The sequence below is a fragment of the Vibrio xiamenensis genome, from assembly GCF_900100015.1.
In the GTDB taxonomy this organism is placed as follows: Bacteria; Pseudomonadota; Gammaproteobacteria; order Enterobacterales; family Vibrionaceae; genus Vibrio; species Vibrio xiamenensis.
Genome location: NZ_FNDD01000026.1, coordinates 56425 through 78620, shown reverse-complemented (window position 1 = coordinate 78620; position 22196 = coordinate 56425). Strand labels below are relative to the sequence as shown.

Genomic DNA, 22196 nt, shown 5'->3' with positions numbered 1-22196 from the left:
GAATCTACCAATGAAAAATTTCTCCGTATATTTACTGGCCATTATTTTGGCTCCGGTTGCGTGGCTTATTGTCGCAACCCCGATGGACAGCAATAAACAATATGTGTTTGCGCTGCTCAGCCTCGCCATTTTGTTTGCGATGAATTTCAGTAAGCGTAAAGAGTTTTCGCTGGCGATGGTCATTTTTTCGATTCTGACATCGACACGTTACCTCTATTTTCGTGCAACTCATACGCTGCACTTTGACTCGCAAATAGAAGCGATTTTGGGCATTGGTCTGTTTATCGCTGAAGTGTATGCCTGGGTGATGTTGCTACTTGGATATCTGCAAACCACGTTTCCGCTTGAGCGCAAAATCGTGCCATTGCCAAAAGACACCTCTCTATGGCCAACCGTGGATGTTTACGTTCCAACTTATAACGAAGAGCTCGATGTAGTTCGTGACACTGTGCTTGCCGCGCAGTGTATGGAATACCCAAAAGACAAACTCAACATCTATTTGCTCGATGACGGTAAGCGTCGCGAGTTTGCGGTGTTTGCCGCTCAAGTTGGGGTTGGTTACATCACTCGTGATGACAACGCCCACGCCAAAGCCGGTAACCTGAACCACGCGCTTAAACTGACCAAAGGCGAACTGATCTGTATTTTTGACTGTGACCACGTCGCAACACGGATCTTTTTGCAATCAACGGTCGGTGCGTTTTTGCAAGATTCCAAATTGGCATTGATGCAAACGCCTCACCACTTTTATTCGCCAGACCCGTTTGAACGTAACCTATATGGTCAGCGTGATATTCCGAATGAAGGCGAGCTTTTCTATGGTCCGATCCAAAAAGGTAACGACATGTGGAACGCCACCTTCTTCTGCGGATCTTGCGCGGTGATTCGCCGTGAAGCGTTGGATGAAATTGGTGGTTTTGCGGTTGAAACCGTGACCGAAGATGCGCATACGGCGCTTAAAATGCAGCGATTAGGTTGGAACTCCGCTTATCTTCCAATTCGCTTGTCTGCGGGCCTAGCGACAGAGCGTTTGGCATTACACGTTATTCAGCGTAACCGCTGGGCGCGCGGCATGGTGCAAATTTTCCGCCGTGACAACCCGCTGCTTGGTCGTGGTCTGACATTACCACAGCGCTTATGTTATTTAAGTGCCATGTTGTACTTCATGTTCCCGCTGCCAAGAATTGCGTTTTTGATGGCACCGCTGGCGTACTTGCTGTTTAACCTCAACATTATTCACTCATCTGCCAGCCTTATCGTGGCTTACGCGTTGCCGCACTTTGTGATGGCGATGTTTGTTTCGTCACGCTTAAACGGCCGTTCACGTTATAGCTTTTGGGGCGACATCTATGACTTGTCGTTGGCGTTTCACTTAGTGTTGCCAACCATAGTGACGATGATTTTCCCAAAACGCGGCAAATTCAACGTAACCGATAAGGGCGCGCTGCTGGATAAAAGCTATTTTGACCGCAACATCGTCAAGCCACAGATGATTATGGCGGTGGTAATGATAGCCGCTGTAGGGTGGGGACTGTTTCGCATTTTTGGTCCTACTTCTTTGGTTTCCGATCCTATGGTCGTGGCGCTCAATGTGGCTTGGACGGTTTACGGTTTGTTTTTCCTTTGCGCGGCGATTGCGGTGGGACGTGAACGTAAACAGGTGCGTAAAACCATTCGTTTGGAAGTCAAAATTCCAGCTGTCATCCACTATGCCAGTGGTGTGCTATCGCGCACCCATACCATTGACCTGTCAATGGGTGGCGGGCAAATAGCGGTGCCGCTGCACCATAGAGACAATGACGTGGTTGAAGCGGTTGAGCTGCAATTGAATTCGGGAGCGATTGCGATTCCAGTCAAACAAATCAGCCTTGCTGATGGTCGCTGCCGCTTTATGTTTCAGGACATGTCGCTTTCTCATCGCCGCGAGTTGGTGCGTATTGTATTGGCGCGTGCCGATGCATGGGTTCGTGAACCACGGGCTCAAGACCGACCGCTTGGTTCCTTAGTCACCATCTTTACGTGTGTTCGTGATGTTGTTCGTCACGTGATTAAAGATCGTCGCCGTGCACGCAAAGCACAGGCAGCGGCGACCAATACCGAATTGGCTACTAAGGAAGCGGCATAAAAATGAAGAAATTATTTGCTTATGGTTTGGCGCTACTTCTAAGCGTATGTGGTTCTGTATATGCAGCAACTGCTGATGGTTTTAGCGTTAGTGGTCAAACTCACAACGAATTATCACTGGCGAAGATGGGCCTAAGTAATGGCATCGTCTTTCGCGGTGGTCAGCACGATGCAGGCATTGGTTTTGGTTTGCCAATAGACCAATTGGTAACCAAAGCGCAGCTATTGCTTGATATCCAATCTAGTTCTTCACTGATTGGCAGTAATATGTCGTTGCAACTGATGGTTAATGGTCAGGTGATTGGCAATATTCCGCTCAGTTCGGTGAGCCAAGAGAAGACCGCCTTTCAGCTTAATATTCCAGCTATGCTTGTGACCTCAAGTAACGTATTGAGTTTTAAACTTAACAGCCAAGAGAATGGCGAACTATGCTATCAAAATGGTCAACAAGTTCAGCAGATACATATATTGCCTAGCTCCAAAGTTAAGTTGCAACTTCAACAACTCGCGATCTCGGATGATTTGAGCTATTTTCCGAAACCATTTTGGGATGCTCAAGAGATGCTTGGCCGTTCGATCAATATGGTATTTTCCCGCCAAGTTACTGAACAAAACGTCAGTGCGGCTTCGATGTTGGCGTCATGGTTTGGTAGCCAAGCCAGCTACCGTGGAGTGACATTCCAAGCGTTTAAAGGCCGTTTACCTAACGGCAACGGTATCGTGTTTGGTCGCCCAGGTGAGCAAGTAGGCAAGTTAACACTGCCAAGTAGCGAGATGGCGAGCTTGAGTGTGGTGAGTAACCCGCTTAACCCAGCTTACAAACTGCTGTTGGTGGTAGGCCGTGATGATGATGCGATGCGCTCAGCCGTTTACCGTTTAACTCAAGGCGATTTTGCCGCGCAAACCGCCACCATTAAGGTTCAACATCAAGCGCTCCCAAAAAGTGTGCCTTATGACGCACCAAAATGGATTGCGACGGATGCGCCTGTCAAACTCAAAAACTTGATTCAGCCTGGCCAAGAGATGAAAGTCTCGGGTATTTGGCATGAACCGATCAACTTTGCGTTTCGCGCCGCGCCGGATCTGTTCTTGTGGGACGGCGACACCATTCCGCTCGATTTGGGCTACCGTTTTCCAACCGAAGATTGGATTGACGAAGATAATTCTGCGCTCAACGTGACGTTTAATCATCAATTCCTGGCCGATTTGTCCGTTAATCGCCGCGGCTTCTTGGAAGGGTTATGGCGCAAATTGGGCGGTGATTCACGCCAAGAGCACAGCGTGATTCCAATTCAACCTTACATGATTTACGGCGATAACCAGTTGTCACTGTATTTCAATGTCAAAGCCAATGCCGACGCTCCGTGTAGCACTCTGGTTCACAACAACATTAAGAGCCAGATTGATAGTAAGTCGACCATCGACTTAAGCCAGACTCAGCACTTCTCGCTGCTGCCAAATTTGTCGTTTTTCGTCGGTGCGTCTTTCCCATTCACCCGCTTGGCTGATTTCTCACAAACGGCGTTGTTGTTACCAAATAATCCAAGCAGTGCCGAGTTACAAACGTTACTAACTCTGGCCGGGCGCGCAGGTAATGCCACTGGCACCATGATCGCGGGGAATCGCGTATTTCTTGGTATGCCGACTAATTATCAGGCGCTGGAGAATGTGGATGTGTTAGCAGTGAGCGCTCTTAGCAATCAAACCACCAACCGTGCGCTACTGCGCGGCTCGCCGTTCAGTATTCAAGATAATACTCTGCACGTGCGTGGCATGGACAAGCTACAAACGGTGAAAAACTGGATCAAAGGCTACTGGCAACTGAATTCCGTTGAAGCGGACCGCTATTTTTCATCGAGCCAGACTTGGCGCGCGTTCGTCAGTTTTCAATCGCCTTGGAGCAGTAAACGCACTGTCGTGATGGTAACCGCGACCTCAGATGCGGAGCTTTTGAAGCTCGACAACGATTTGAAATCCAGTGAAATCAACGCGGGCATTCGCGGTGATGCTGCGGTAATCACCGACAGTAATGGCGTGAAAAGCTTTCAGGTTGCACCGCAGTTTCCAACCGGACAACTGCCTTGGTATCAAATGGCGATTTGGTATGCCAACCAGCATAGTGCGGTTTTCGCACTATTAACGACCTTAGTGTCATTGTTGATGGGATGGGCGGTTTACTACCGCTTGGTTAGTCGCTCTCGCAAGCGCTTAGAGCAATAAGTTGAGATGATTTAAGTCTATGAAAAACAATAAATTAAAGCTATTTTCAACCTTATGTTTGTTTGAAGCCTTGCAGTTTGGCTTTGTACCTTACGCAGGCGCAGAATCTAGCCAAGATCCGGCGCTGCAAACGCTACTCGAGCAAGCAGAATATTGGCACGAAAAGTCCAATGATCCGCTTGCTAACGAGTCGCTAAAAAAAGTGTTGATGGTGGATGCGAATAACCCCCAAGCGCTGTATTTAATGGCGTTGTGGGCGCAGCAACAAGGTGATGATAAAACCGCCGCGCAGTGGCAAGCGCGCTTACAAAAAGCGCACCCAAATGCGCCGCAATTGCAGCAACTCGCCAGCTCAAGTACCCTAAGTGCTTTGCCGCAAGAGGCCATTGAGCTGGCGCGTCAGCAGTCACAAGCTGGCGAAATCAAAGCGTCTATCGAAACCTGGAATTCAATTTTTCAGGGGCAAGAGCCACCGATTCCGTTGGTTCCCGAATATTACCTGACTATGTCGGGTGATAAGTCACTGTACCCGACTGCGGTTGAAAAATTAGCGCAGTTCGCGAAGCAGAATCCAAACAACAGCGCGATTGGCGTTGCGTATGGTCAAGTGCTGACGTATCGCGAAAACACTCGCCGTAAAGGGATTCAAATTCTTAAGTCCTATGCGTCCGTGAGCCCTAAAGCCGACCAATCTTTGCGCCAAGCACTGATTTGGCTTGAGCCAAACAGCGCTGATAAAGCGTTGTACGAAAATTGGGCCGATCGCCATCCGGGTGACAGTGAAGTGGTTTTGCACTACAAACGCACTGTGGGCGGTGGTATCACCCGCAGCGGTTATAACCAGCTTAATAGCGGCAATTTGAGCAAAGCCAAAAGTGAGTTCCAAACCGTATTAGCCCAGTCGCCAAACGATTCAGAAGCCTTGGCGGGCTTGGGTTACGTGGCATTACACCAAGGTGATTACACCACGGCGGCGAAGTATTTGAATCGCGCGGCTGATCAAGGTGGTTCACAAGCGAAGAAACGTCGCAATCAGGCAGATGAAGCAAAATTCTATGCTGAGCTTGAAACCGCGAAAAGCGCTTACAAGCAAGGCGATGTGAAACAGGCGTTGGCGCTCAGCGCGCCATTGGCTGAGCGCTCTGGTCAGGCTGGCGTTACCGCCAAACTGTTTCGTGCGGATGTGCTGAGACATAACGGAGATTACGTCCAAGCAGAAGATTTGCTGAAGCGCGTGATCAAACAAGTGCCAAATAGCCTTGAAGCGAAAGAAGCACTTTACTACGTCTATACCGAGCAGAATCAGAAAGATAACGCGGCAACACTGCTTGCGACCATGCCAAAAGATTTGCAGCGCAAGATTCAGTCGGCAGACCGTTACGGCAACATGCGTGATTTAGCGCAGCAAGCCATTGATGCGGGCAACATCGAAACCGCCATCGTGATTTTGGAAAACGGTTTGCAGCGTCTGCCTAACAATCCATGGTTGCGTTTGGAACTGGCGAAATTGCACCTTAAGCAGGGCGATGAGCAGGCCGCGAACGATGTACTCGCACCGCTTAACAGCGATGATGCTAGCGGTGAAGCTCTGTATGCGTTGGCGCTGTTTGCTGGTGAGCGAGAGCAATGGCGTGAGGTTAACAGCTTAATTGGCCGTATTCCTGTTGCTGAGCGCACGGATAAAATTGAAGAATTATATCAACAATCGCGCTTTTATTTGGCTCTGGAGCTGGCAAGTTCTTATCTGACTGGCGGCGATAAAGCTAAAGCGTTAGAAGTGCTTGAACGCATTAAACCGCAGGCGAGTGCGCATCCATTATGGGCAGGTAAATTGGCGCAGTTGTTGGTCAAATGCGGCGATACTAACGGCGCGGTGACACTGGTTAAGGCAAGCATCGCGCAAGGCATTCAAGGTAATGCTGGAGATTATGCCGACCAAGTGGCGGTGCTTTACAAAGCTGGGCTTCGTGATGACGCGGAAAGTTTACTTAACGATCCGCAACTTATTGCGGCTAGCACGCCGCTGCAGTTAGCACGAGCACGAAATGTGTATGTGATTAACGAAGCGGACAGTCTGCGTAACCAGGGTAATTATGCGCCGGCTTACGACTTACTCACTCATGCGCTGCAAATTGACCCGCAAAACACCGACTTGATGTTGGCGATGGGCCGTTTGTATCAATCAGGTAAGCTGAATGGCAAAGCGCAAGTCGTTTATGATTATCTGCTTGATAACCAAAAAGATACGCCGGAGCAAGACGCGTTAATCGGGGCCATCAATATTGCGTTGGCCGATGGCGAACCAGCCCGTGCCGCTGCGCTCGCGCAGCAGCTGAAAAATCAGCAATCGGCACCGCGTATGTTGCTGATGGCGAGAATTTATGAAGCGCAAGGCGAGCACGGCAAAGCCCTAGCGACCCTGCGTGAAGCGAGAGCCAAATTGCTTGGTCTTGAGCAAAACTATGCATCGACTTCACCAATGATTGGCGGCCTAGTGATTGCCGATAACCCATTTGAAAGTGGACGTTCGTCGGTTAGCGAGGCGCAAACTAGCTCAGTGTATGGCGTCACGATGCCGTGGCAAGTTCATGGCGATACAGTGACTCAGCGCCTTGACTTACCTGAGCCAAGCGAAGAGCAACAGACTTTGGCTGATGTGAATCGTTTGATGGTGCAAATCAATCAACAAACCTCGAGCTGGCTGCAAGGCGGGATAGAGATTCGTGGTCGTGATGGTGAAAGCGGCTTAAGTAAATTGACAGAAGCGCGAGCGCCGCTGCAGTGGTCGACCATCCCGTTTGGCGATTCGCGCTTTAAACTCAATATTGATGCGGTATCACTTGACGGTGGTACTTCTTCTGGCGATGCCAACCGCCGTTTCGGTACTGGCGCTTTAATTCAAGGTTCAGTGGCGGAGGCGGAAGGGTTGTCGACGTTGTCAGATGATGAATTACCGGATGTTGACTCACAAGGCGCTCAAAGCCAAAGTGGGGTTGAATTTGGTATGGCGTTGGAAGGCGATTACTACCAAGTCGATATGGGTACCACACCACTTGGGTTAGAACTCAGCACATTAATTGGTGGTGTGACATTTAAGTTGCCACTTGGTGACTATGCTCAGTTGTCGCTGTCGGGGGAACGCCGCGCAGTAAAAGACAGCGTGCTGTCTTATGTCGGTGCTTACGATACTTTCTCTGGTAAATATTGGGGACAAGTGACGCGTAACGGTGCTAATTTGCAGTTTAACTTCGATGACGGTGATGCGGGTTACTACGCTAATGCTGGTTTATGGCGCTATATTGGCCATAACGTTGCTGAAAATACCGGCGTTGATGTGGGTGCTGGTGTGTATTTGCGTCCATACCAACTTCGTGACCGTCAGCTACAAATTGGATTGAACCTTAATTACAAAGACTTCGAGCAAAACCTCGGTTATTACAGCTATGGGCACGGCGGCTATTTCAGTCCGCAAAACTACGTTAGCATGTCTTTCCCGGTTGATTATCAGCAGGAGTTCCACAAGCTGAGTTTAGAACTTGGCGGCTCACTGGGTTATCAATCCTATAGTCAAGATCAGGCGGCGTATTTCCCCAATGATGCCAGCTTGCAATCGACGCTGGAAAGCTACGTGACCTCGGGCTACGCAGAAGAAGCCTATTACAGCGGTGAAAGTGTCAGTGGCATTGGCTACAATTTTCACGCTGCTTTAGGTTATAAAATTCAGCAAGATATCTCTTTAGAAGCACGTGTTGGCTATGACACATTTGGTGATTATAATGAAGCATCAGCGCAGATAACGCTGCGCCACGCATTTAACGAATTCTAATCGCCACTTTGGTTACGTCATTTGAAGGTACGTAAGCAAAAGAAAGATGTGCAATAAAAAGGGTGGTCGTTTATGGCCATCCTTTTTCTACATAATGTGTGCGCTATTTAGATAATCACGAGTACCAGGACGGGACCAATGGATAATAACTGATGATGTTCAAGAGATTGACTCTGCTATTGACGATGTGTTGTTCACTATTTGCCCATTCTGGCTTCTGTGCCGAATTAGATTGGTCGACGTTTAAGCAGCGTTTTATGGCCAGTGACGGACGCATTATCGATACGGGTAACCATAACGTCAGTCACACCGAAGGTCAGGGCTTTTCCATGCTGTTTGCGGTCGCGGCTAAGGATAAAGCGTCGTTTGATCGAATATGGCAGTGGACCAATAAATACTTGCGCGATCGTCAAACCGGATTATTTTACTGGCGTTATAACCCAGTTGAAGCCAATCCAATTGCGGATAAAAACAATGCCTCCGATGGCGATGTGATGATCGCTTGGGCGCTGATGAAAGCTGCTGAGCTTTGGCAGGATAAGAGTTACCAAGCTGAGTCCGATAAGATTATTCACGCTCTACTTAAGTACACTGTGGTGAATTTCGCTGGGCATCAAATCATGCTACCGGGACGACTGGGTTTTCGTGACAGCCATGCGCTGACTCTCAATCCATCTTACTTTATCTTTCCGGCTTGGCGCGCGTTTGCTGAGCGAACTCATTTAGCTCAGGTTTGGCAGCTCATTGACGATGCCCAGACAATTATGGGGCAAATTACTTGGGGCAGAAGCGATGTGCCAACCGACTGGGTAACTTTGTTCTCATCTGGCAAAACGGCACCGGCAAATAAATGGCCCGCTCGCGTCAGTTACGATGCGATTCGAGTGCCTATGTATATCAAATGGGATCAGCCTAACAACCCGCTGTTAGCTCGTTGGCAAAACTGGTTTGAGCGTTACCCTCGCACACAAACACCGGCTTGGGAAAATGTGCTTGATGGCAGTGTTGCAAACTACCCAATGGGTGGTGGATTACTTGCGGTGCGTGATTTAACCATGGGGCAATTTGGTGCGTCATCAGGTAAAATTACGCCGCAAGATGACTACTATTCTGCCAGCTTAAAATTGTTAAGCGCATTGGCAGCGCAGCGCTTTTAGGCTAAACATCAACATCAATTTGTCCACGCACCTAACCGTTGTATTTATGTCACCACGGAGCTGGGCTTAGCAGGCTTCGACGCGGTCTTTGCCCAGTGCTTTGGCGAGATACAGTGCCTTGTCAGCACGCTCCATCACATCTTCAATTTTGCGATCAGAAAATTGCACGTCAGTAATGCCAATACTGGCGGTGCAGGGAATACGTTGTTGGTGATGCAAAATCACCGTATCGTGAATGCGTTTACGAATGCGCTCAATGGACGCAAGAGCAAAATCCGACGTCGCACCGATATAGACAATGCCAAGTTCTTCTCCGCCAAGCCTGCCGATAATGTCGTTTTTGCGCAGTGACGTTTTAATCACGTTTGCCACGCTACTCAGCACTAAGTCTCCTGCACTATGGCCGTATTGATCGTTGATCGCCTTAAAATCGTCAAGGTCTAACATGGCATAGGTCAGCGGTGTGTCTGGGTGACGCTGATAACGCTCAAGTTCCAAACGAAAACGGCGAATAAACTCACGGCGAGTCAGCACATTGGTGAGCGAATCATAGGTAGCAATATGTTCGAGTTTGCGTTCCAGCGCTTTGCGGTCAGAAATATCCCGCGACGATGCGTAAAAATAGGCGCCGGATTGACTGTTTATCCAACGCACATTGACTTCCACATCAAACACCGAACCGTTTTTACGTTTATGAAGTGTTTCAAAGGCTTGTGGCCTTTCTTGAAACGATTTCATAATCAGTGTGATCTCTTCGCGAGGGAGCTTAGCATCCCAATCTTTCACGTTCAGTTCTAACGCTTCTTCATGGCTATAGCCGAGCATATCGGCAAAAGATCGGCTGCACACCACCATGTTTCCTTCGCTATCGAGGATGTGAATACCGTCGGAGGCGAGATCCAAAAATAGGCGATTTTCTTTCAGTAGCTCTGCGGCTCGGTTGTTGATGCGTTTAAGCTCGCCAATGGTGCTACCTTGGCGGTCAAATAGAATGTTCAAATGATGATAGAAGGTTCGCCACAGCGCATAAATCAGCGTGATCAGGATTAACCCTATTAGTGAACTGATGATGGCACTGTTAGCAAAAGACTGCTGCTGCGCCTCCGAAAACGGCGCATTGAGACTGAGGATTAAATACACCGAAGCTTGGTTGGGAAAGGTGATTTTTGAGATAAATAGTTTATCGCTGATAACCGTTTGAGGTGAAGCGTTTAAGTGACTACTTTGTGATTTGATGTAATCTGCTGCTTGTTGCTCGAGAGATTGAATATTGTGCTCGGCGTCGTCACTGTTCTGGTAAATGATCTTGCCTTCATCATTGAGCAGCGCAATACGATATAGGGAATCCTGAGTTAGGTTATCGAGCAATGCATCGGCGGAAATGGTGATGGCTAACAAGCTCTCATTTTGGTTTTGGATAACGACCTGAGTCAGAACGTCGAATACGTAACTGCTTCCCTGAACCGGATGTAAATTCGCGAACCAGACATCGCCATGACCGGGTGTTTGAGGTTGGGCTAACGCGATGTTGGCGTTTGGGGTGACAGATAAAGGTGATCCGATAGTGATCGAGTTTTGGTCGACCGTCCACGTCTGCTGGTTAAGGCCGATTAAGCGCAGACGAACAAATTCTGGATTGCTTGCCAATATCGATTGGCCGATATTGGCAAACTGCTGCTGCCCAAGTGATTGCGGGGATTGTAACGTTTTTCTCACCGCCGTTGCGGTGTTCACGATGCGTTGAAAGTAGGCTTGCATGCGTTTTTCGATGTTGGCCGCTTTATGATGGGCAGAGTTAAGCGCCAGTTGGTCTGCCTGATGACGAAAAAGCCAGTAGTCAGTAAAGAGATTACTGGCGATAAACAGCAGCCCTAAGCCGATCAACCCAAACAGCGTAGGCAGGCGCTTTAAATCAGCAAAGTGCTTAGACATCGACGTTCACATTTTTGGCAGAAGTTGTTTCAAGTGTAGTTCGATTGACGATAAAGCCCAATCTTCCAACGCCAATGTCTGATAAGTGCAACGCGTTATGCTTTTAAAGCTAAAAGCTTTCAGTTAGTGCCTTTAAGTTAAAAACTTGAACTTAGCAGCCAATATTAGCTATTCAAGGTTTGCTCAAAAAACGCCATGGTGCGCTCCCATGCCAATTCGGCTTCTTTCGGTGCGTAACGAGCCGTCGAATCGTTGTGGAAACCGTGATTCACTTTGTCATAGACGTAAGCCGTGTATGGGACTTTATTGGTTTTCAAGGTTGTTTCGTAGTCAGGCCATGTGGCATTAACTCGAGTGTCGAGTTCGGCGAACTGAAGCAACAGCGGGCCTTTAACGTTATCGCGCAGCGACTCTGCTGCTGGAGTGCCATAAAAAGGAACGCCGGCATCGAGTTTGTCTGGAATGCGCGCCGCGAGCATGTTGACTACATAGCCGCCGAAGCAAAAGCCCACAGCGCCAAGTTTGCCATTACCGCTTGGATGCGCTTTTAAATATTCTGCTGCCGCAATGAAATCGGCCTCAATCTTGGCGCGGTCGAGGTCTTTTTGCATTGCTCGACCTTGATCATCATTACCTGGATAACCTCCAACCGGATAAAGCGCATCTGGTGCAAAAGCGATAAAGCCTTGTTTCGCAACCCGTCTAGCCACATCTTTAATATACGGATTGAGACCACGATTCTCATGGATCACTAGCACAACAGGGGCAGGGTGTTTGATGTTGGCTGGCATCACCAAATAGCCTTGCCCTTCACCGTGGCCTTGTGGGGACGCAAATTTTTGATAAGTCGCGACGATGTCCGGGTCGTTAAATGAGACTTGCTCTGCTTGCGCATAGTTAGGCAGTAATGCCGAAGAGATGGCGGTGACGCTAAATCCGAGTACCGCAAGCCCGGCTAAGCGGTTAAGAAATTCACGGCGGTCAATCAAGCCATGGGCATATTCGTCATACCAGTCAAACGCTTCTTGCGGGATGTCGATGTCGTTACTCAGTTGAAATTCAGGTTGACTCGGCTTGCTCTTTTGCATGTCACAACTCCTTGTGCTGGCAGTAAAGTGTAGTTTTAACGTGTTGATATAATTACCCTAGTTGATATTTTCTAAAACGCGATGGTTTGACATTTTTTGTTGCGTTTTTATTGGGCATGGAGTTCTCTAAAGGCTAGGTGGAATAAGGGCTGAACGCCATTTTTGCACTCATTTTGGGGTTGAAAAAACAATAAGTTTCAGCCGTTTTTTCCCACAAGGTAACAAACTGATTATTTATATGGTGAGGAAATGTCCAATAGCGAAAAGTTTTCACGCTAAATTGAAGGTTTTCTACTAATCTCCAACTTAAGTGTGACCGTTTAAGAATCACACGAGCATTCTGCGAGGAGTAAAGTAATGCAATTGAGTTTGAAGAGAAAAATGGTTTTCTCTGTGGTTATCGCGATTGCACTGACAGCGGCCATTTTGGTTGCTGCGGGGTATCAAGCGTTTAAGCAAGAGAGCTGGCTTGCTATTGAAAGCGAGAGTCGAAACACCTTAATGGCCCATGCCAAAGGCATTGGCGATTGGATGTACACCAAACAACAATCAATCAAAGGGTTAAAAGAAGAAGTCGAGAAAAATCCAGATTTAGACGTCGTTCCACATTTGCGTCAAACTTTTCAGTCCGGTTCGTTTGGACTGAGTTATTACGGTAATGAAAAAGGTGAGATGTTCCGTCAAGATCCTTCCCTAAACAAAGCTGGCTACGATCCAAGAGTGCGTGGTTGGTACAAACAAGCAAAAGCCGCTGGCGGTCCTATTACTACCGATCCTTACGTCAGTGTCACGATGCAAACTTTAGTGGTGACCTTGGCAGACCCTGTGTTTGTTAATGGCCAATTTACGGGTGTGGTTGCCTCAAACTTGGCGTTGGATAAACTGATTAAAGACGTTTTGGCGATTAAAGTACCGGGCAAAGGTTACGCCATACTCGTCAATCAAAAGGGCACCATCGTTGCCCACCCAAATAAAGAGCTTAATCTCAAAACCACCGAAGAGATGTCTGCGGATTTGACCATTGGTCGCTTGGCCAATGCTTCTAAAGACTTGATGCCACTTGAGCTTAAAATTGACGGTAAAAATAAAGTATTGATGGCACAAAGCATCGACAACACCGACTGGCTGTTGGTGATGGTGATGGACAAATCTGTACTAGAAGCTCCAATTAATAAACTGTTGGTGACTCAAAGTACGATTGGTTTGGTGATATTGGTCATTATGGCACTTTTGACGTCATGGTTTGTGGCTCGTCAGTTAAACGAACTCGGTCAAATCGCCAATGCACTGGCCGATATTGCTGAAGGTGATGGCGACTTAACGCGTCGCTTGCAGGTTAAGAGTCAAGATGAAGTCGGGCTATTGGCCGATAAGTTCAACAAGTTCGTTGACCGTTTGCACAATATGGTGAAAAACGTACACGAAGTGTCGTTGTCACTTAACGATCGTGCCAATAATGCTGCGAACGCTGCGACTCAGCGTAGTGATCGCATCAGTAAGCAGCAAGACGAGATCACTATGGTGGCAACCGCGGTAACCGAAATGGCCTCAGCGACTGCCGAGATTGCTGGCAATGCGGAAAATACCGCCAAAAATGCTAACCAATCAGTGGAGCTTGGCGCCCAAGGTTACAAGCAGATGCAGCAAAGCAAGCAGTCAATTGACCAGCTTGCTAAAGAGTTAAGCAATGCTGTTAGCATCATTGGGGAGCTTGAAGTGCACGCTAAGGACATCTCGACCATTCTATCGACGATTCGAGATATCGCAGAGCAAACCAACTTGCTAGCTCTTAACGCAGCGATTGAAGCGGCACGTGCTGGCGAGCAAGGTCGCGGTTTTGCTGTGGTAGCTGATGAAGTTCGCGTGTTGTCTCAGCGTACTCATGCTTCAACAGAAGAGATTCAAGCCAAGATCTCTGGTCTGCAGAAAGTCACCGGCACTGCGGTGGATGTAATGACGGAAAGTCATAAGCTGGTGGAAAACAGCGTCGAAGATGTCAATCAAACCGGTGACAGCTTGCATGAAATCAGCGAAGCGATTAAACAAATCAGCGATATGGCAACGCAAATTGCGTCGGCTGCTGAAGAGCAATCCTTGGTGACATCGGACATCAGTTCAAACAGTGAGTCGGTGCGTGAAGTGAGTGATCACTTAGCGAATGATGCTCAAGAGGCGGTAATTCAAGCTCAAGAGCTGCATCGCTTAGCCAATGAGCTTGGTCAAGAAATTTCCCGCTTTAAGCTTTAAGCTGCTTTACTAATAAAAATACCCACCAAATGGTGGGTATTTTTTTGTCGAACGCTTAGATTTCGTAACTAAAGTTCACCCAATAAGAGCGACCAATTACGTAATCCTCAGCGTAGTCGTCGGGGACGTAATCAAACAGGTTGCTGACTTTTAAACCAATACTGGCTTGTTGCTTTTGATAATCCAAGAAGCGGTATTGGGTATTGAAATCGACGGTGATGATGGGGGAAGTGGTTTCAAATTCCCATATATCATAAGTGCTGCCATCGATGTCGATATTGTCACCGGTATCCTCCAAGGTTTTGTAACCGCTTTGATACTTAACCAGTGTCGAGGTCAACAAACGTTTCTTAAACCAACTTGCTTGCCATGAAGCTTTAGCGACAAAGGGAGCGGCGTAGTTATCACGAACATCGTCTTTATACATATCGGATTTGGTTGTCACGCTACCTTGATAATAGACTTCTTCAGTCTCGTCATCGTCAGTACTCATATAGTTGGTGTGACCATGGGTATAAGTAGTTGACCATGTTGCATCTAACCCAAAGGCGTGGTTAGCGTATTGTCCGGTCCACTCAATAGAATAACCGAGATAGTCAGTGCCACCTCCATTTTCAAGTTGGTAGTAGTCGTTGTCGTCAGCGTCGGTCAGCTTATCACTCTTGGTAAACTGTTTATGGTTTTTGCGATACACAGTTTGCAAACGCACATTACCAGCAAGTGGCGTCGGGACCGTAATCGCCGCGGTGAGTTCGTCACTGTAGGGAGTATCCAGTTCACCCACTCGATATCCGTTTGCTGATGGTTGACTACTGCATGACTCCCAGTCGGAAATAGAGCCATCGGAGGTGTTGACATCGCGTTGGTAACATACCGATGCCGGCTGTTTTGAACGAAGCGCGTAGGAAAGCATATTATTCGCAAAGTAGCGATTTGCTCCCAAGGTCAGATAAGTTTCCGGTAGAAATTCCCAGCTGGTGGTAAAGCGCGGCGCAATATTATGATTATTTAGGAAATTATCGTACGAGTAATTAACCCCTGCACGTACCGAAACAGAGTCAAGAATATTCTGTTGATACTCTGTCCATAGCGCATGGCTATAGACACCGATATCAGCGTCGTAAGCGCTATAAATGTATTTACGTCGTGTAACACTGCCTGCGTTACATGAAGGGTCATCATCAGAACATTGCCAATCTACACCGGAGGCGCTTTTTGCTAAGGCGTAGTAGGTTGCATCTTCAGGCCGATGACTTTCTGCAAACGTATATTTGAACCGAGAACCGTAGGATAACGTACCCGAAAACACGGGGGTTAACGCATTAAAATCCCAAGAATAATCTTGCTGCTGTTGTTGTAAATCACCTGTACTGCCTTCTAGACAGTTGCTGGTTTTATTACACCAATCGACGGAACTTCCTCGCCAAGCAATATAGATATTGCTGTCAGCATCACGACTAGTATCGCTAGAATTATAGGATAGCTTAGAGTCCCAAGAAGTATTTCCAGTCCAACCCTTGGCGGAAAGGTAGCCTTGAAGACCCGTTGAATAGCCAACCTGATGATCGTTATAACGATCTGGTCGATCATATTCACTGGAGTAAGGGCTATACAGAATCTGCCCTTCTAAGGTTAAATCCGAACTGTACTCATAAACGCCTTTAAGCAGAAAATTCTCCGACTTATCACCGTTATCATGATCAACGTTGTTAAAGTAGTTTTCGTCTTGGTAAGAGACTGAAGACTCCGCTCGAGTATAAGCTGCAAGCACACTTAATTTATCGGTCAGTGGTAGGTCAAAAGCGACCGAGGTTTGCCATTTCGTAAAATCAGCTGGAGCGCCTAGTTCATCATCATCTTCCGATGTTCTGTCATGGAAACTGAGCATACTGTCATTCTGAAACCCGGCACTGAATTTAAAACCAAACTCTTTTTTCGGCTGGCGTATTTTGTAGTTGACCACGCCACCGAGAAAGTCGCCGTATTTGGCTGAGATATTGGAGTCAAATACTTCCACTTCGCCGATTAAAGAGGGATCAACGTATAAGGTTTGCGAAGTTTGAGTGGTGACTTCATACCAATTGAGAGTCACTGAGTCGCTACTATCTTTGATTTGGCTATTGGTGACGTTCAGCGCCGAGGTTGCACTTACGCCATCGACCATAACATTGTTGTCGTAGTAGTTTCCGCCGGAAATCGAGAAATCACGTGGGCGCAGCGACTGAATGTTCTCTTTGCTGCCAACACTTTTGGTGTTGTCGAGCTGCACACCCGGAACCGTTCCCAAAATTTCTGTGGTATCGATACCACCTGGCATCACGTTGTTGACCGATTGTTCACCGATCACGGTTGTCCCTGAATCGATAGGGTCGTAGCTAGAATAGACCGGCTCGGTGGTGTCATCTTGTTGGTTATCGCCGCTTTGTTCAACGATTTCAATACTTCCCAAATCTACTGGGTCGTCATCCGCAAGGGTATAAAAAGGCTGTAGCGCAGCAAACACTACGCAACTCACTGCTATTTTGTTCATTTTCACTTATCCGTATGAGTGAATGACTTGTTATTAATAAAGTTATTATTTTGATATCGCTCGGAGTTTAATGTAATCTTCGGGAACGTTTCAATAGGTAATCTAAATAAAAGTCATTATCAATTGCAATTTCATTTGCAATTTATGCAGTGAGACCGATTTCATCATGTTCAGATATTCATCCCATTGCCTACTAAAGTTAATCGTCACCGGTTGGTTAACGTTAGGGTTAGCAATGTCAGCATGGGCCGATATTTCTGCGGCTGACCTTCAACACACGCCGCAGTGGACAACGCAAGTTGACCATCAACAGTTGGCCAATGGTTTTCGTTACGTGGCGTATCAAAGTGATGATGCCAGTGAGCCGTTCAATCTTCGGCTTGTGGTTAATGTGGGGTCGGTAGACGATACAACGCCAGGTATTGCCCATATGGTCGAACACATGGTGTTTCGCACTAATCAGGCATATGGCAAGAGCTTACATGCTTACTTTGACGAACTGGGTTGGAAAACGGGCGTGCAAATTAATGCCATGACGCGCCAAACGGAAACCCAATTTATGGTGAGAACTCGCCCTCACGATGCTCTGAATATTGCACAGTCAGTGAAATTGCTCGCCGACATTGCTTTTCACGCTGAAATGAAAGCGCCAGATTGGCAAGTTGAGAAAAAGGTAATTCTTGAGGAGCTGCGTTTGGGGGATAGTGTCGCCAGTCGCATCAATGATGACAAAAAGCGCGTTACGCGGCATGATTCTCGTTATGCACTTTGGCCGACGATCGGCTATCAAAACACTATTGAAGCCACGACTTCAAAGCAAGTTAAAGATTTCTATCATCAATATTATCGCCCTGCGAACATGGTTTTAATCGCTTCGGGCCATTTTGAAAAGCGTGAATTTGAGCAAGCGATACAGGATTATTTTGCGCCTCAGCCTTGGCAAGCAGCGCCAAAGCGCGACTACTTAGAATTGCCACTCAAAGATCAACTTTATATTGGTAAAGTGCAAGACCCTCATGGCTCGACTTCTGCGGTGACCATGGGTTTTCGCAGCGCCATGTTGCCCAAAGGGCAGATGGAAGGGTTGTATCAGCGTTTGCAGAATTACTTCTTGCGTAAATTGATCAACAAGCAGGTTAGGGCGAGTTCGCCACTTTATGCGGACCAAGGTATCGACTACGTAAGCGCTGTTGTTAACGAGCCAACCAACCAGCGTTTGACCATCGCGTTGTCGGCGAAAACCAGTAATTATCAGCAAGGTCTTCAGGCCATAGTGACCGAAGTTGAACGCTTAAGGCAAAACGGGTTGGATCCTGATGCGTTTAATCAGTTAAAGAAACGAGCGCAGCAAGTACTTACTTCCAATCAATCATTAGTTGATAAAAGAAATTACGCTCAGTGGGAGGACAAAATTAACTCCGCACTGATGCAGGAGTCCGTCGTGGAAGATAATGAGCGTTATACTCAGCGTACCAGGCGTTGGCTAAACCAATTAACGCTTGAGGAGGTCAATGCTCGCTTGAGGGCGCTGCTTTCTTCCGAAGACCAATTTGTGTTTTACCAGCTTCCTGGCGGCGTTAAGCAAGCGCTACCGACCCAAACACAAGTACGCGATCTACAGCGCTCCGTCGCAAAGCAAACTTTGAATGCGTTGGTGCTTGGCGAGACAACTTCTACGTCACAGGCAAGCGACCAATCAACAACAGAGAATAACGGCAGCGTGCAGTCCTTGGTGCTACCGACTCTGACATTAGCCCCGCCGCGAGTCATCAGTAAGCGCCGTTATTTAGAGCCTAAAGTGAGCGAATGGAACTTGGCTAACGGTAATCGTTTGCTATGGCTTGACCGAAATACACCAGATGGGGAGCTGTATATCAAAGCGCTGTCTAACGCAGGCTATCTAAATGACCAATTTCCAGCGTGGTTAACCCAAACCGGTTTGCAGGTTTGGCAGCAGGCTGATTTGGATTTCGCGGCCAGCGATACTTGGCAGCAGTGGCAAAAGGCGCACGGTGTTAATTGGTCGTGGGCGCAAAAGGCCGACCAATTGGACGTGTCAGCGGCCGTCAAGCCAGAGCAATTGGACGCGCTATTTAAAAGCTTCTATGTGCGCCATCACAATTGGCACGTGAGCGCTGATGCTCTCGCCGAGATTAAACGCAGCTTAACTGAGCAAGCACAACACTTGGATTCGAAACACGCAGCATGGCAGACCGCCCGTGATAGTTTGTTTCAATCTGAGAGCAACCTCCAACCAACTCTTACTGAGATTGATGCGCTGTCAAATGATGACTTAAACCACATTATTCGCAAGCTTAGCGAGCAGCCCAGCACGGTATTTTTGGTGGGCAAATTGGATGAATCCTTGGTTCATCGCAGCGTGTTGCCATATCTAGCCAATCTTAGCGTAACGCAAACCTTAAACACGCATTTGGCGAGCATTGCACCGGGCCGCGCTAAGCAAAGTGTGGCTCGCTATGATGAGAATAAAGCCAGCGTTATCGTCAAATCGCAAACGCCAACTGAGTGGACGCCAGAGCGCAGCTTTTTGGTTTCAACCCTGACGCCAATCATGCAAAAGTATCTTAAAAACCGTCTGCGTCATCAGATGGGCGGCGTGTATCGAATCGGTTTTGAAATGACGCTGGATATCGATAATCAGTTACGATCTGAGCTGACTTTTAATAGCGCGCCAGACAATGTTAATACCCTGCTCGAAGCCGCATCTGAGGTGATGGCAGCCACGCAGCGCCAACTTAGCGATGAAAATTACCCTCGAATTCGCCGTGATGTGCATTTTGCTGAGCAGCTGCGCTTACAGGCGCCAACCACTTGGTTACGTCGTCTCGCGCTCAGTTATCAACGTTACGATTCCCCGCAATATTTGCGCTCAATGCTGAATTTGGAATTCGAAATGGATGCGCCTACGCTGCAATCCCTAGCGCAGGAAATCTTTCCCCAGCGAGATCAGGCTACGCTGATTTCGCTACCAAAATCCGCTTCTTCTACTGATAATTTGGAGATTCAGAATGTCCAATGATGTTTGGTCAATTACCACGGGTGTGCCTTTGCTGCTGTGCTCTGCGGTCGCGCTGGCGCTAATTATTGAAAGATACAGCTATGTGCTGCGCTGCAAAGGATTGGGCGCGCAAACGTATCATTCAATTATTACTGCTCTGACAGAGAAAAACACCGCCAAAGCTCTTGAAATCGCTACCAGCGCTCGCACTGGCTACCAAGCGGCTGTTCAGGTACTGGCTGTGCATCAAAAAAGCGATAAAACCTTGCGTGATGAAGCGGTGAAAATTGCGCTGCTTCGCCACGCCAATTTGCTCAAGCGTCGTCTGTCTGGGTTGACGACCATTGCAGCGCTGGCACCCATGCTTGGGTTGCTCGGAACCATTATCGGTTTGATGCGATCGTTTCATGATATTGGTTTAAATAGTGGCCCTGTAGAGCCTGCGATCATCGCGGATGGTTTGTGGCAAGCGCTCTCAACCACAGCTGCGGGTATGGTCATTGCCGTGTCATGCGTTTTGTTTCACGCTTTGATTCAGTCGCGGATTCGTCGCCATTTGGCGCAAGCGACCGATTTACTGAATCATCTGTCACATACGCTGCACGCCGATACCGTGAAAGTATCGGAGCCACAGCCATGATTGAATTAGATGAACAAACCCAACCGGATGCCTTTCAAGACGCCATGACGCCGATGATCGACGTTATTTTTGTGTTGATCGCGTTTATGATGCTGATGATTAATATTCCGCGTCTTACCATGGAAGTGCAATTGCCCAAAACCTCCACTACGCAGGTCAGCAGCCAAGTTAAAAAGCAAGTGGTGACATTGGCGCTTAAGCCTGATGACGAGCAGTGGTACCTAGATAAACAGAGTTATTCTTCTAAACCTGCGTTTGTTGCTGCACTCACAGCGCTCAAGCAGCAGTATGGTGAAGAGATGTCGGTGGTGATTCATAGCGACCAATCGGTACCAATGCAGCGAGCCGTCGAGTTATTTTCGATTCTGCAAGGGCTGAATCTTAACGTCACTCATTTAGCTCTGAGCCAAGGTGAGTCGTGATGGAAACCCACTCGCGTTTTTATCGCGCGACGTTTTTTTCTGTCGCGATCCACGCAGCGTTATTCGCGGGTTGGCAGTATTGGCCGTCTGAGAAAGTGGTGGTCGCACGCCAAGTGGACAGCATGCAAATCAGCCTTGGGCTACAAGCGGCGCTTGCCGGCGCTGCCGTTTCAAAGCCGCAAGCGGCCAGTGTGGCAATGAAAGCTCAGCCGCAGCAGCCTAAGCCTCAACCGAATGAGCCTGACATTGAGACTCAGGCTGAAACCGATTCGAAGCCGCAATCCGACCCTATTCCAGAACTTGTGCTGCCTAGCAAGCAAGCAACGCCTAAAAGTACGCCTCAGCCTTCTGATGTAAAAGCCGAACCTAAGCCTACCAAGCCGGTTAAGCCGAAGCAGACGGCAAAAAAACATCAACCCCTTGATATTGTTAAGCCAACAAAATCGCCTAATAAACCGCTAAAAACCGAACCAAAACCTCAACCAACGCCAGACAGTGCGGCGCATGTTGCGACGGCGAGTTCAAGCGGTCAACAAGGTCAGCAAGGAGCGCATGTTTCTGAGCAAAAAATTGCCAGCAGTGGTCAAAGTCATCAAGAGGGAGGCAGTGCAGAGCAGCAGTTTGACCTGTTGATTCGTGAGCATCTGCTATCGAAAAAGCGTACCCCGAAAGTGCTGCGCGCTCAGCGTTTGCGTGGTGACGTGACGGTGGAATTTGTGCTAAGCCGCGATGGTAAGGTATTGAAACATAAGTTGAGTGAACCTTCTCGGGTGAGGGAATTTGACCGTGCGGCGATCAAATTGGTTAAGCAAGCAGAGCCTTATCCAACTGCACCTGATAATTTAAATTGGCAGCAAAGAGTCTATTCAATTGTTATTCGTTATGAAATTAAATAGATTAATGCACTGAGAATATAAATATAAATTCATATGATCTTAGGTGAGTATTAAATAGCATTCGGTCACTGTTAAAATTGTGCCGTGTGGCATAC

At 47.8% G+C, this 22196-nt stretch carries 12 protein-coding genes; 9 read left to right on the top strand and 3 right to left on the bottom strand.

Annotated elements, in window-relative coordinates; genetic code table 11:
* The first annotated feature begins 10 nt into the window (after positions 1-10).
* From bcsA to BLS03_RS18390, 4 genes are all read left to right on the top strand, one after another.
* On the top strand, positions 11-2125 hold the full coding sequence (gene bcsA / locus BLS03_RS18405; RefSeq protein ID WP_093277389.1) for a UDP-forming cellulose synthase catalytic subunit: 2115 nt from the start codon (positions 11-13) through the stop codon (positions 2123-2125).
* Positions 2126-2127: 2 nt separating this feature from the next.
* The gene (gene bcsB, locus BLS03_RS18400; RefSeq protein ID WP_093277385.1) at positions 2128-4344 is read left to right on the top strand and encodes a cellulose biosynthesis cyclic di-GMP-binding regulatory protein BcsB; all 2217 of its coding nucleotides are present in this window, start codon (positions 2128-2130) and stop codon (positions 4342-4344) included.
* Positions 4345-4363: 19 nt separating this feature from the next.
* Entirely contained in the window at positions 4364-8170 is a 3807-nt protein-coding gene (locus BLS03_RS18395; protein WP_093277382.1) for a cellulose synthase subunit BcsC-related outer membrane protein, read from the top strand.
* A 152-nt stretch (positions 8171-8322) separates the two neighbouring features.
* Positions 8323-9327, top strand: a complete 1005-nt coding sequence (locus BLS03_RS18390; protein ID WP_218122020.1) for a family 8 glycosyl hydrolase — start codon at positions 8323-8325, stop codon at positions 9325-9327.
* A 66-nt stretch (positions 9328-9393) separates the two neighbouring features.
* Here BLS03_RS18390 and BLS03_RS18385 read toward each other — a convergent pair whose 3' ends face one another.
* Both BLS03_RS18385 and BLS03_RS18380 read right to left on the bottom strand, forming a co-directional pair.
* On the bottom strand, positions 9394-11259 hold the full coding sequence (locus BLS03_RS18385; RefSeq protein ID WP_093277379.1) for a sensor domain-containing diguanylate cyclase: 1866 nt from the start codon (positions 11257-11259) through the stop codon (positions 9394-9396).
* Between the two features lie 164 nt (positions 11260-11423).
* Complete coding sequence (locus BLS03_RS18380; RefSeq protein WP_093277376.1) at positions 11424-12347, bottom strand: dienelactone hydrolase family protein; 924 nt, start codon at positions 12345-12347, stop codon at positions 11424-11426.
* A gap of 357 nt (positions 12348-12704) precedes the next feature.
* Between BLS03_RS18380 and BLS03_RS18375 the strand changes: the two genes are divergently transcribed.
* On the top strand, positions 12705-14594 hold the full coding sequence (locus BLS03_RS18375) for a methyl-accepting chemotaxis protein (RefSeq protein ID WP_093277373.1): 1890 nt from the start codon (positions 12705-12707) through the stop codon (positions 14592-14594).
* A 55-nt stretch (positions 14595-14649) separates the two neighbouring features.
* Here the strand turns inward: BLS03_RS18375 and BLS03_RS18370 are convergent, their stop codons facing one another.
* Complete coding sequence (locus BLS03_RS18370) at positions 14650-17124, bottom strand: TonB-dependent receptor plug domain-containing protein (RefSeq protein ID WP_093277368.1); 2475 nt, start codon at positions 17122-17124, stop codon at positions 14650-14652.
* 235 nt (positions 17125-17359) lie between these two features.
* Here BLS03_RS18370 and BLS03_RS18365 point away from each other — a divergent pair, with 235 nt between their 5' ends.
* The 4 genes from BLS03_RS18365 to BLS03_RS18350 are packed head-to-tail and all read left to right on the top strand — an operon-like array spanning position 17360 to position 22101.
* The gene (locus tag BLS03_RS18365; protein ID WP_176765635.1) at positions 17360-20164 is read left to right on the top strand and encodes a M16 family metallopeptidase; all 2805 of its coding nucleotides are present in this window, start codon (positions 17360-17362) and stop codon (positions 20162-20164) included.
* Positions 20154-20783: a MotA/TolQ/ExbB proton channel family protein gene (locus tag BLS03_RS18360; protein ID WP_093277362.1), complete on the top strand. Its 630-nt coding sequence runs from the start codon at positions 20154-20156 to the stop codon at positions 20781-20783. Before BLS03_RS18365 ends, BLS03_RS18360 begins: the two co-directional genes overlap by 11 nt.
* Entirely contained in the window at positions 20780-21205 is a 426-nt protein-coding gene (locus BLS03_RS18355; RefSeq protein WP_176765634.1) for an ExbD/TolR family protein, read from the top strand. Before BLS03_RS18360 ends, BLS03_RS18355 begins: the two co-directional genes overlap by 4 nt.
* Complete coding sequence (locus BLS03_RS18350) at positions 21205-22101, top strand: TonB family protein (protein WP_093277355.1); 897 nt, start codon at positions 21205-21207, stop codon at positions 22099-22101. The genes BLS03_RS18355 and BLS03_RS18350 overlap by 1 nt, the downstream gene beginning before the upstream one ends.
* The last annotated feature ends 95 nt before the right edge of the window (positions 22102-22196 follow it).